Annotated in this window: 11 protein-coding genes; 4 read left to right on the top strand and 7 right to left on the bottom strand. The window is 73.1% G+C overall.

Annotated features, from left to right (window positions below; genetic code table 11):
- Positions 1-272, bottom strand: a 272-nt coding sequence (locus ACFV3E_RS45405; RefSeq protein WP_500542244.1) for an ATP-binding cassette domain-containing protein, incomplete at its 3' end; no start/stop codon positions are given.
- 127 nt (positions 273-399) lie between these two features.
- On the opposite strand from ACFV3E_RS45405, the gene ACFV3E_RS45400 reads away from it, so the two are divergent.
- Positions 400-1,074 carry a GNAT family N-acetyltransferase gene (locus tag ACFV3E_RS45400; protein WP_500542240.1) on the top strand — a complete coding sequence of 225 codons (675 nt, stop codon included), beginning with the start codon at positions 400-402 and terminating at the stop codon, positions 1,072-1,074.
- A 20-nt stretch (positions 1,075-1,094) separates the two neighbouring features.
- On the opposite strand, the gene ACFV3E_RS45395 is transcribed toward ACFV3E_RS45400, so the two are convergent.
- From ACFV3E_RS45395 to ACFV3E_RS45385, 3 genes are all read right to left on the bottom strand, one after another.
- Complete coding sequence (locus tag ACFV3E_RS45395) at positions 1,095-3,251, bottom strand: acyltransferase family protein (RefSeq protein WP_500542238.1); 2,157 nt, start codon at positions 3,249-3,251, stop codon at positions 1,095-1,097.
- 204 nt (positions 3,252-3,455) lie between these two features.
- Entirely contained in the window at positions 3,456-4,034 is a 579-nt protein-coding gene (locus ACFV3E_RS45390; RefSeq protein ID WP_500542236.1) for a GNAT family N-acetyltransferase, read from the bottom strand.
- Entirely contained in the window at positions 4,031-4,639 is a 609-nt protein-coding gene (locus ACFV3E_RS45385; protein ID WP_500542234.1) for a helix-turn-helix domain-containing protein, read from the bottom strand. The genes ACFV3E_RS45390 and ACFV3E_RS45385 overlap by 4 nt, the downstream gene beginning before the upstream one ends.
- A gap of 113 nt (positions 4,640-4,752) precedes the next feature.
- On the opposite strand from ACFV3E_RS45385, the gene ACFV3E_RS45380 reads away from it, so the two are divergent.
- The 3 genes from ACFV3E_RS45380 to ACFV3E_RS45370 all read left to right on the top strand — a co-directional run bounded on the left by ACFV3E_RS45380 (position 4,753) and on the right by ACFV3E_RS45370 (position 7,523).
- A complete protein-coding gene (locus tag ACFV3E_RS45380; protein ID WP_500542232.1) occupies positions 4,753-5,607 on the top strand; it encodes an oxidoreductase in 855 nt (284 codons plus the stop codon).
- Positions 5,608-5,674: 67 nt separating this feature from the next.
- Positions 5,675-6,313, top strand: a complete 639-nt coding sequence (locus ACFV3E_RS45375) for a mycothiol-dependent nitroreductase Rv2466c family protein (protein ID WP_500542230.1) — start codon at positions 5,675-5,677, stop codon at positions 6,311-6,313.
- A gap of 172 nt (positions 6,314-6,485) precedes the next feature.
- Positions 6,486-7,523 (top strand): Gfo/Idh/MocA family protein, encoded by a 1,038-nt coding sequence (locus ACFV3E_RS45370; RefSeq protein ID WP_500542228.1) that lies wholly within the window; start codon positions 6,486-6,488, stop codon positions 7,521-7,523.
- Here ACFV3E_RS45370 and ACFV3E_RS45365 read toward each other — a convergent pair.
- The 3 genes from ACFV3E_RS45365 to ACFV3E_RS45355 form a co-directional block, all read right to left on the bottom strand.
- A complete protein-coding gene (locus ACFV3E_RS45365; RefSeq protein ID WP_500542242.1) occupies positions 7,492-9,018 on the bottom strand; it encodes a glutamate synthase subunit beta in 1,527 nt (508 codons plus the stop codon). The two genes, ACFV3E_RS45370 and ACFV3E_RS45365, sit on opposite strands and share 32 nt — an antisense overlap.
- Positions 9,019-9,156: 138 nt before the next feature.
- Complete coding sequence (locus ACFV3E_RS45360; protein WP_500542226.1) at positions 9,157-10,905, bottom strand: MFS transporter; 1,749 nt, start codon at positions 10,903-10,905, stop codon at positions 9,157-9,159.
- A gap of 32 nt (positions 10,906-10,937) precedes the next feature.
- Positions 10,938-11,417 (bottom strand): MarR family winged helix-turn-helix transcriptional regulator, encoded by a 480-nt coding sequence (locus ACFV3E_RS45355; protein WP_500542224.1) that lies wholly within the window; start codon positions 11,415-11,417, stop codon positions 10,938-10,940.
- Between the last annotated feature and the right edge of the window lie 187 nt (positions 11,418-11,604).

Below are 11,604 nucleotides of genomic sequence, written 5' to 3'. Positions count from 1 at the left end.
GACTGGAAGATGAAGCCCATGCGGTCGCGGCGCAGGGCGAGCAGGTCGCGTTCGGCCAGGCCGTTCAGGGCGGTGCCGTCGACGGTGACGCGGCCGGCGTCGGCGCGGTCCAGGCCGCCGATGATGTTCAGCAGGGTGGTCTTGCCCGAGCCCGAGCGGCCCTTGAGCGCGACCAGTTCACCCCGGGCCACGGAGAAGGACACCCCGCCCAGGGCGTGGACCGCGGTGTCCCCGGTGCCGAAGGTGCGCACCAGGTCCTCGACCACGACCATCGCCTCGGAGGCCGCCCCGTCGCCCGCCGGGCCCTCACGCCGTTCCAGCAGTCCCTCGCTCATGCCCGCCAGCATAAGGGGAGGTCACCGCCGACAAGGAAGGGCCGTCACCGCACTGCGTTGGCGTGTGACACGTGTGACACCATGCCTGAGCGAGATCGCAGACGAAGGAGACGCCTTCGGCGCGGCGAGCACGGAGGCACTGGCACGGGCCACCGCCAACTTCCGCCAGTACGTGACGGGATGGGGCCGGACACAGCGAGCTGACGGCGACCTCGACCGCTATCGCAGCGGTCTCGCCACGCCGCAGTTCAACGGCGTGGTCCGGGTACGGTCCCTGGACGCGGTCGCGCAGGCCGTGACCACCGCGCGCACCGAACTCGCGGGCGTCCCCTGGTGGTGGTGGGCCGGCCCGGACAGCCCCGAAGGCACCCCCGCCGCCCTGACCCGGCACGGCGCGGTCCCGCTCGGCGCCCTGCCCCTGATGGTGCGGCCCCTCGACCGCGCCCCGGACCTCACGGACCTCCCGGCCCCCCAGGACCCGCCCGTCGACCTGGTCGTCGAGGCGGTGGAGACCCCGGACCGGCCGGCCGAACCGGTCCGCACGTACCGCACCTCCATGGGCGTCGCGCCCGAGCTGCAACCCGGCCTCGTCCGGTCCGAGGCCCGGCGCGCGGACAACGCGGACATCGTCCGCCTCGCCGCCGTGCCGGACGGGGACGTCGTCGGCACGACGGTGCTCATCACGGCGCACGACGTCACCACGGTCTCCGAGTACCGGCTCTTCACCCTGCCCGCCTGATTCCCGAGCGGGGACAGGGCCTACGGCCCGGTCGGCCGCACGGGGTGCCGGCTCAGGTCGGCGCCGTAGAGGGCGGTCATCTCGTGCTCCAGTACCGGTGCGATGGCCTCGGCGTAGGACTCGGTGAGGTGGCTGTCGTCGCGGTAGACGAAGGTGTCGGCCACCACCACGGGACAGTCGCCGCCGGTGCCGCACAGCCAGGGGGCCGGGTCGACCACCGAGACGCCGGTGGCCGCCGCCGCTTCGCTGATCTCCCGCTTCTTGTCGGGATCCTTGACCGCCTGCCCGATCTCGGACGCGCACCGTTCCAGCTCCTGCGGATGGGTCCCCGCGCAGTCGACCGCGTCCCCCTTCGGCCAGGGGGTGTCCTCGATGGCCAGCACCCGGGCGCCGCTCTTCGCCAGTTCCCGGTAGGTCCGCTCGAAACCGTCGGTCCACTGCTGGCGCGGGTCGGCGGACGGCCGGGCCAGGTCGGCCGAGTCCGAGGAGGAGGCGATCACCAGCGCGGGCTTCAGGGACCTGATCCGGGCCAGTGCCTTGGTGCGCCACCGGTCGCAGGACGTGTACGGCTCGCCCTGGTAGACCGTGGTGACCGCGGCGACCTTGCACGACGCCTTGGTCAGCGAGACCAGTCGCCAGTGGCGCTCGCGGGCCAGCCGGTCGAGCGCGGGGAACCACTGGGCCGCGTGCGAGTCCCCGAAGAGGACGACCGTCTTCGTCGCGGACCGGTCGCCGTAGACGCACGACGGAGTCGCCGCGCTCTGGTAACCGATGTGGCAGCCGTCCCGGTAGACCGCGGACAAGGTCCCCTTGATCTTGGTGAGACCGGGCGTGAGATTGACCGGCAGACTCCGTTCGGGCGCCTCCAGCAGCTCGGTCAGACGTGTCTGGGGGTCGGCCACCCCGGTGAGCGTGCCCCGCAACTCCGGGGCCGCCGCGCCCGAACCGATCGGCGGCGGGAAGGCCGTCGCGACCAGCGCCGCCGCCGTGGCGCACACCGTCAGCCCCGCGCCCAGCCCCAGTGCCCGTGCGGGACGGCCGCGGAAGACGTGGTGGAACCGCACCGGGTTCTCGACCAGACGCAGCGTCCCCCAGGCCAGCAGCAGGGAGATCGCCGCACACGCCAGACCGAAGCCGACGGTCGCCGGCCGGTCCCACGCCATCGGCAGGATCACCAGCATCGGCCAGTGCCACAGGTACCAGCCGTACGACAGGCCGCCGACCCATGTGACCGGCCGCAGCGACAACAGCGCGCCGGCCCCGTACCGCGCGGGGGAGCAGCCGCCCGCCAGCACCAGCACGGTGCCGAGCACGGGCGCGAGCGCATAGGGCCCGGGGAAGGGCGTGGCGTCGTCGAACCAGACCGCGGCCACCAGCAGCGACACCAGCCCGGCCCAGCTCATCGGCCCGGCCACCCGGGCCGGCAACCGCTCCAGCCGGCCGACGAAGAGCGCGAGCAGCGCGCCGGCCCCGAGTTCCCAGAAGCGGGTGTGCGAGCCGAAGTACGCCCAGGACACCGAGGTGCCCGTCACCCACACGTTCAGGGCGAAGGAGAGCGCGCACAGCACCGCGAGCGGCGCCGCCAGCAGTCCGGTCCGGCGCCGGGCGAGCTTCCAGCTCGCCCAGAGCAGCAGTGGCCAGACCAGGTAGAACTGCTCCTCGACCGCCAGTGACCAGAAGTGCTGGAACGGCGACGGCGGGCTGTCCGCGTTGAGGTAGTTGGTGCCGGCGTCCGCCAGCCGGAGGTTCACCACGTAGAAGGTGCTGCCGAGCGCATCCCCGACGTACTCCGCGAAGCGGACCTTCGACAGGTACAGCCAGGCGCCGCCGAGCGTGACGACCCCGACGAGGGTCGACGCGGGGAGCAACCGCAGCGCCCGGCGGGCGTAGAACCTCCGCACCGACACGCGGTCGTTCCGGGCCAGCTCACGCAACAGCAACGAGGTGATGAGGAAGCCCGAGATCACGAAGAAGACGTCGACCCCGATGTAGCCGCCCGCCAGCCGCCGGACTCCGGCGTGCGAGAGCACCACCAGCGAGACCGCGAGCGCGCGCAGCCCCTGGATGTCCAGGCGCAGCGGTGCTCCGGCGGCCGGGCGGACCGCTGCTCCCGCGTTCGCCGCCGGTGGTGGGGGTGCCTGCGTCGCAGTTGCCGCGGGCCACGACGCACGTGACACGGAGTCTCCTCTGGTCCTGACGGATGGGCGCCGAACCGTGCGACGCCGCTGACCAGACGCGCGATGACCGGGCAGGGTTGCGCCCGATCGGCCGGGTTCGGCCGTTCTTCGCCGGCTGCCCGCCCGGCCTTGCCCTTCCGTTCACCGCGAGGTCGCGTATCGGCGGATCCGCGCTCGCAGCGCCGGCGCGGGAGGCGCACGGGCCTACGGCCGGTGGCTCGACGTGCCCTCCTGTGCGGACGCCGGCGCCTTGAAGAAGAAGGTCGTCGGCCGCAGCACTCCCGCCGGGTTCGCGGCGTGGGCGGGGACGGTGCCGTACGGGGTCCAGCCGGCGCTGCGGTAGAGCTGTTCTGCGGGGCTGTCGGTCTCGGTGTCGAGCAGTAGGAGGGCCGCGCCCGCGGCCGCCGCGGCGTGTTCGGCGACGGTGAGGAGGGCGCGGCCGAGGCCGTGGCCGCGGGCGCGGCGGTGGACGATGAGCTTGAGGACCTCGGCGCGGTGGCGGCCGTTGGGCTTGCCCTCGTGGGCGAGGCTGACGGTACCGGTGACGCCCGCCGTGTCGCGGGCGGCCCAGACGGTGAGACCGCCGTCCGCGACGGCGTGGGCGCGGTTGCGCCACCAGGCGGCCGCCTCGGCGTGGGTGAAGGGGGTCACGAAGCCGAGGGACGCGCCGCCCTCGACGGCGTCCACGAGGAGGTCGGCGAGGTCGTCGGCGGAGTCCAGCAGGGCTTCGGCGGAGAGAGGGGCGATGGCGTGCACGGGGGCAGGGGTGCGGGTGTCCTTCATGGCAGTACGACCACGACGGCGTAGCGGGCGGGGTCCGGGCCGGGGCAGCGGAAACGGGAGGTGCCCCACAGGCGGTAGCGGAGGCAGTCGCCGGGGGCGAGGTGGTGTGAGCGGTCCTGGACGGTGACCTCGAGAGCTCCTTCGCGCAGCCACACGTGGTGTTCGAGCCCGGCCACGGGTGGGCCTTCGTAGGCGATGTCCCCACCGGGGCGCAGCACCCCCTCGATGATCTCGGCGCGCAGTCCGGGGTGCGGGGGCGAGACGGAGCGGCGCCCGAAGCCGGACGGGGTGTCGGTCCAGACGCGCTGGTCGGCGGCGCGTACGAGCTGCGCGGGCTCGCCGCCGCTCTCGACCTCGGCGAGCAGCCGGGACATGGTGCGCCCGTACGCGGTGCACAGGCGCCCGAGGAGGGCGGCCGTGGGGCTGATCTCGGCGCGTTCGAGGCGGGAGAGCGTCGAGCGGCTGACGCCGGTGCGCGTCGAGAGGTCGTCGAGGGACCAGCCGCGCTCGTCGCGCAGCTCGGCGAGGCGCGCGGCGAGGCGGGCGTCGACGGACGTGGGGTCGGCTTCTCTCACATCCGGGACCGTATCCCAGATCCGGGACATGGCCAAGGGGGTGGATGGGCTCCGCGCCTTTGACGCATCCCGACCGGTCGCCTATCTTGTAGTAGACCGATCGTCTACTACGTCTCCATCACCTCCCTCGGAGCAGGAACACCATGAGCGTTCAGGGCCAGAGCAAGACGTTTCTGATCACCGGTGTCAGCGGCGGCCTCGGCCGCGCCTTCGCCCAGGAAGCGCTCACCGCCGGTCACCGGGTCGTCGGCACGGTCCGCGCACCGGAGCGGATCGCCGAGTTCGAGGCCCTGGCCCCGGGGCGTGCCCGTGCCAGGCTGCTGGACGTGACGGACGAACAGGCCGTCGTCCCCCTCGTCGACGAGGTGGAACGGAACATCGGCCCCGTCGACGTGCTGATCAGCAACGCCGGCTACGGCCTCGAGGGCACCGTCGAGGAGTCGACGATGGCGGACCTCCGCCGGCAGTTCGAGGTCAACGTCTTCGGCAGCGTCGCCGTCATCAAGGCGGTCCTGCCCCACATGCGCCGGCGCCGCGGCGGGCACATCGTGACGCTCTCGTCCATGGCCGGCCTGACCGCTCTCCCCGGAGTCGCGTTCTACGGCGCGAGCAAGTTCGCCATGGAGGGGATCGCCGCGTCCCTGGCCCAGGAGGTCGCCGGCTTCGGCATCCACGTCACCTCCCTCGCGCTCGGCTCGTTCCGCACCGACTGGGCGGGCCGCTCGATGACCCGCGTTCCGCGCAGCATCCCCGACTACGACACGCTGTTCGACCCCATCAGGTCCGCCCGGCAGGCCAAGAGCGGCAACCAGGCCGGTGATCCGGTCCGCGCCGCCCGGGCGCTGCTGCGGGTCCTGGATGCCGACAACCCTCCGGTCCACCTCGTCCTCGGCACGGACGCTCTGCGTCTGGTCCAAGAGGGGCAGCGGCTGTTGGGCGAGGACCTCGCCGCCTGGGCCGACCTCACGGCCTCCACCGATTTCCCCGCCGACCGGTGAACAAGGCGAGCCCGACGTCTCCCTGGCCCCTCCGCCAGGGTTCCTGCGACCGAGTTTGGACCCTCCCGTGAACGAATCCCGCCCCCGTACGGCCGTCGACTTCTGGCTTGACCCCGTGTGCCCCTGGACCTGGCTGACCTCGCGCTGGATGCTCGAGGTCGAGAGGATCCGGCCGGTGGACGTCACCTGGCGCGTGATGAGCCTGGCCGTGCTCAATGAGGACCGTCTCGAAGAACTGCCGGAGCGCATACGCGAGCTGATGGGCCTGGCATGGGCGCCGGTCCGGGTCCTGACCGCGGCCTCGCAGGCCTACGGTCCCGAGGTGACGGGGCCCTTGTACACCGCCATGGGCACCCGCTTCCACCTGCGGCAGCAGCCCCGGACCAAGCCGACGATCGAAGCCGCGCTGCGCGACGTCGGCTTGCCCGAGAGCCTCGCGGACGCCGGAGACACCGATGCCTTCGACGCCTTGGTGCGCGCCTCCCACCAGGAAGCCGTCGACCTGGTCGGCGAGGACGTCGGCAGCCCCGTGGTCGCCCTGCCCGGTCAGGACGCCGGCAGGGCCGCGTTCTTCGGCCCGGTGGTCAGCCCCGCCCCGAAGGGTGAGGAGGCAGGACGCCTCTGGGACGCCGCGATCGTCCTCGCCTCCATGCCGGACTTCTACGAGATGAAGCGCACCCGCACCGCCGGTCCCGTCTTCGGCTGAGGCGCGGCGACTGCGGCGACGGCCTCGGGACCGGTTTCCCCGAGGCCGTCGCGGGCCGTTCGCCTGCGCGGTGTAGCGTCGCCGGCGGGGTCGAGGCCGGATGGATCGCCGAGGCCTGCACGTTGTTCCACGGGGACCACCGACCCGCAGTCATGGAAGAGGTACGCACCGCATGCCCACCGAACCGTTGCGCATCGGCGTGCTCGGCGCCGCCCGCATCGCCGGGACCGCCATCGCCGCCCCCGCCCGCACGAGCGGTCACCGGCTGGTCGCCGTGGCCGCCCGCGATCGCTCCCGGGCGGCGGACTTCGCCGCCGAGCACGGCGTCGAGCGCGTGCTGGACTCGTACGCCGACGTCATCGCCGACCCCGAGGTCGAGGCCGTCTACAACCCGCTCGCCAACGGTCTCCACGGCCCCTGGAACCTGGCCGCCATCGCGGCGGGCAAGCACGTCCTCAGCGAGAAGCCCTCCGCGAGCAACCTCGAGGAGGCCGTCGAGGTGCGCGACGCGGCCGCCAAGGCGGGCGTGGTCGTCATGGAGGCGTTCCACTACCTCTACCACCCGGTCACCCGGCGCCTGCACGAGCTGCTGGAGTCCGGTGAGCTCGGCGAGCTGCGGCACGTGGAGGCCGTGGTCAACATCCCCGCGCCCGCGGACGAGGACCCCCGCTGGTCGCTGCCGCTGGCCGGCGGCGCAATGATGGACCTGGGCTGCTACTCCCTGCACGCGGCGGGGTCCCTGGCCCCGTGGGCCGGCGGCGCCCCGCGCCTGGTGGCCGCGCGCGGCGGGGAGCGCGCCAAGGCGCCGGGTGTCGACGAATGGCTGGACGCCGACCTGGAGTACCCCGGCGGCGCCACCGCCTCGGCCCGCTGCCACATGGACGCCGAGGCGCTGGAGATGAGCTGGCGCATCGTCGGCAGCCGCGGCGAGGCCACCGCGCCGTGCTTCGTGCTGCCGCACCAGGACGACCGGGTCGTGGTCCGTACGCCGGACGGCGAGCGGGTCGAGGAGCTGGGCAGGCGCCTGTCGTACACCTACCAGCTCGAGGCGTTCGCGGCGACCCTGCGCGACGGCGCCCCGCTGCCCACGGACGCCGACGACGCCGTGGAATCGATGCGCATGATCGACGCCTGCTACCGCGCCGCGGGCTTCGAGCCGCGCCCGCGTTCCGCCGCCGTCACGCCACCAGCGGCCGGGCCGTCGGCGTGATCGGTGCCAGTAGGCACGTGCTGCCGGTGAGCCACCGGTCGACCGCCGCCGCGGCCGACCGGCCCTCGGCGATCGCCCAGACGATCAGCGACTGACCGCGGCCCGCGTCGCCCGCGACGAAGACCTTCTCCACCCCGGTGGCGAAGCAGGCGTCGCGGACGACGTGGCCGCGCCGGTCGAGTTCCAGGCCGAGCTGGGTCACCAGCCCGCAGTCGCGTTCGGCCCCCGAGAACCCCAGCGCCAGCAGCACCAGCTGGGTGGGGATGACCCGCTCGGTGCCGTGCTGCGGGCGGCGGTGCCGCGGCTCCACCCCGACCAGGTGGAGCGACCGTACGTGCCCCTCGTCGTCGCCCTCGAAGCGGAAGGTCGACGCGGAGAACACCCGGATGTCGCCCTCCGGGCCGGGCAGCGGCACACCGCCGTGCTCCGCAGGGTCCCAGACGCCGCGGCGGGCCAGTTCACGGGCCTCCTCGTGGGCGGGGGAGACCCGGTAGACGTGCGGGTACACCGGCCACGGCTCCTGCTCGGGGCGGTACTCGCCCGGCAGGGGGTTGATGTCGAGCTGCACGACGGAGGCCGCGTGCTGCCGGAGCACGGTGCCCAGGCAGTCGGCACCGGTGTCGCCGCCGCCGACGATGACGACGTCCTTGCCCTCGGCGCTGACCGGTGACTCGGTCAGGTCGCCCTCCTGGACGCGGTTCGCCAGCGGCAGGTACTCCATCGCCTGGTGGATGCCCGCCAGTTCCCGTCCGGGCACCGGCAGCTCGCGCCATGCCGTGGCGCCCACCGCCAGGAGCACCGCGTCGTGCTCGGCGACGACCCGTTCCGCGTCGAGGTCGGCACCCACTTCGACCTCGGTGCGGAAGAGCGTGCCCTCGGCGCGCATCTGCGCCAGGCGCCGGTCCAGATGGTGCTTCTCCATCTTGAACTCCGGTATGCCGTAGCGCAGGAGGCCGCCGAGCCGGTCCGCCCGTTCGTAGACCGTCACCGTGTGGCCGACCCGGGTGAGCTGCTGGGCGGCGGCGAGTCCGGCGGGCCCCGAGCCGACCACCGCGACGGTGAGGCCGGAGTGCTGCTCGGGGGGACGGGGGAGGGCGAGGCCGTCCTCCCACGCGCGGTCGGCGATGGCGACCTCGACGTTCTTGATCGTGACGGGGTCGGCGTTGATGGTCAGGACGCAGGCGCTCTCGCAGGGTGCCGGGCACAGCCGGCCGGTGAACTCGGGGAAGTTGTTGGTGGCGTGCAGCCGTTCCGCGGCGGCGGCCCAGTCCTCGCGGTACACCAGGTCGTTCCAGTCGGGGATCATGTTCCCCAGCGGGCAGGCGTCGTGGCAGAACGGGATGCCGCAGTCCATGCAGCGGCCGGCCTGCGCGGAGATGATCGGCAGCAGGCCCTGGCCGGTGTAGACCTCCTGCCAGTCCTCGACGCGCTCGCAGACGGGGCGCCGCGCGGGGGTGCGGCGGGGGGTGGTGAGAAAGCCCTTGGGATCGGCCATGGCCGCCTCCGGCGCCGCCGTCACGATCATGGGGAGGCACGGTGACCGCGTCCCCCGGCACATGGCACCGTCAGGCCACCATACGTCGGGTTTGTCGGTATTTCGATGGCGCGGCCACCGTGATTTTCCGCTGTGGGATCAGGCCGCGGCCTCCAGCTCCGCCGAGCGCGGGTTGATCAGTACGACGTCGCAGGTCGCGTACCGCATCAGGGCCTGTCCGGCGCCGGCGTCGAGCAGCGCGGACAGCCCGCCGTGGGCGGGCGCCCCGACGACGATGGCGCGGGCCCCGGTGCGCTCCGCGTGCTCCGCGACCATACGGCCCACCTCGCCGTGGCCGGTGGCGTTCCGCAGCACGTGCCCGACGGCCGGGATGCCGAGGGCGGCGAGCCGGTCCAGGTGCCCCCGGACGGCGATCCGGGCGGACTCCAGGTCCTCCGCGTCGGCGGCCGCGTCACCCGCGACCGCGGCCTCCTCGACGTGGACGACGTGCACCGTACGGCCGTTGATCGTCGCGAGGCGGCCGGCGGCCGCGGTGACCCGCTCGGCGTGCGGGGAACTGTCCACGGCGGCGACGATGGCGCCGCGGCCCGCGTCGTCGTGCGCCGCGGCGTCGTGCTCGACCGGCACCAGCGAGGGGGCGGCGTCGGCTCCGGGGACGGGCTCCGGGGCGGGCTCCGGGGCGGCGTCGACTTGTTCGGCCTGGACCTTCTCGGCCTCCGTGAGCAGCCCGTGGGCCGTGGAGAGGATCACGATGCCCAGCACGAGCGCCCCGGCGCCGATGTAGAACGGCACATGGATCCCGAAGGCCTCGACCAGCTTGCCCGCGGCGAACGGCGCCAGACCGCCGCCGATGAAGCGGACGAAGCCGTACGCGGCGGAGGCGACGGCCCGGTCGACGGGCGCGACGGTCATGACGGCCTGGGTGGTGACCGTGTTGTTCACGCCGATGAAGACGCCGGCGACGATCACGCAGACGATCAGCACGGTCCGGTCGTCGGTCCAGATCGCGATGGCCAGCACGGTGAGGGCGAACAGCGCGAGATTGGCGTACAGCGTCCGCGCGATGCCCAGCCGGGCCTGCAGCCGCGGCGCCCCGAAGACCGCGAAGACCGCGACGAGGGCGCCCCAGCCGGTGAAGACCAGGCCGAGCTGGACCGCGCCGAGCCCCATCGGGAAGGGCGCGTAGCCGAGCACGGTGAAGAAGGCCCAGTTGTAGCAGAGGGCTGTGAGCGACATCGTCAGCAGGCCGCGGTGGCGCAGCGCGCGCAGCGGCTCGCTCAGCCCGGTCTTGCGGGCCGGCAACGGGATCGGCTCCACGAGGACGACGGTGGCGACCAGCGCGATGGCCATCAGGACGGCGACTCCGTAGAACGGGCCGCGCCAGCTCACGTTGCCCAGCAGGCCGCCGAGCAGCGGGCCCACCGCGATGCCGACGCCCAGTGCCGTCTCGTAGAGGATGATCGCGCCCACGAAGCCGCCGCTCGCGGAGGCCACGATCACCGCCAGGGAGGTGGCGATGAACAACGCGTTGCCGATGCCCCAGCCCGCCCGGTAGCCGACGATGCCGCCGATGCTCCCCGAGGTGCCGGCCAGTGCGGCGAACACCACGATCAGGGCGAGGCCCGCGATCAGCGTCCGCTTGGCGCCGATCCGGCTGGAGACCCAGTTGGTGATGAGCATGGCGACCGCGGTCACCACCAGGTAGCTGGTGAACAGCAGCGTCACCTGGCTCGGAGTGGCGTCCAGTTGCTGCGATATCGCGGGCAGGATGGGGTCGACCAGGCCGATCCCCATGAACGAGACCACACAGGCGAAGGCGACCGCGAACACGGCCTTCGGCTGTTTGAACGGATTCACGGAACGGGACGATTGCGCATGCGCGGTCATGAAGGTGCTCCGACGTAGAAACCGATGCCTGATCAACTGCTCCGCTGGGCGAGGCTCGACGAGGCCGGGGGCGGCCCCAGCCGGGTCAGTGCCTCCACGGCCGGCAGCGCGGCCACCAGGGCCGCCCGCTCGGACGGGCTCAGCTGTTCCAGCAACTCCCCGAGCCGCTCGGCGCGCACGGCGCGACGCCGGGCGATGGCCTCCCGGCCCGCGTCGGTGATGTGGACGAGCACCGCACGCCCGTCCGCGGGGTCCGCCGCGCGACCGGCCAGTCCCGCCTCCGCCAGTCGTGACACGACCTGGGTCATCGCCGGCTGCGTGACGCCCTCCAGGGTCGCCAGCTCGGTCAGCCGGAGCGGTCCGGACTGCTCCAGGGTGGACAGCGTCGCCACGGTGGTCAGCGACAGCTCGCTCGGCTGGCTGAGCCTGCGCAGCATGCGGTACAGCCGCTCCAGGGCCCGCGCCACGTCGACGGCGTGGCGGTGGTCCAGGTCGTCGTCGGGAAGATGCATAAGGAATTTATATCACTGCCTTATGTATCTGGGGAGGGGTCGGAGGGGTCGGAGGGGGCGGGACACGGAAGAGGGGCGGGGGGCGCGGGGGGCGGGGGGCCCCGCCCCCAACCCCCCCCCCCGGGCGGGGGGGGGGGGGGCAGCCCCGAAAAAGAGTTATTATTTAAAAAAAAAAAGAGGCCAAAGA

Source organism: Streptomyces sp. NPDC059718, from assembly GCF_042733315.1.
GTDB lineage: Bacteria > Actinomycetota > Actinomycetes > Streptomycetales > Streptomycetaceae > Actinacidiphila.
The sequence above is the reverse complement of the archived record's forward strand: the minus strand, read 5'-3'. Positions and strand labels throughout refer to the sequence as shown.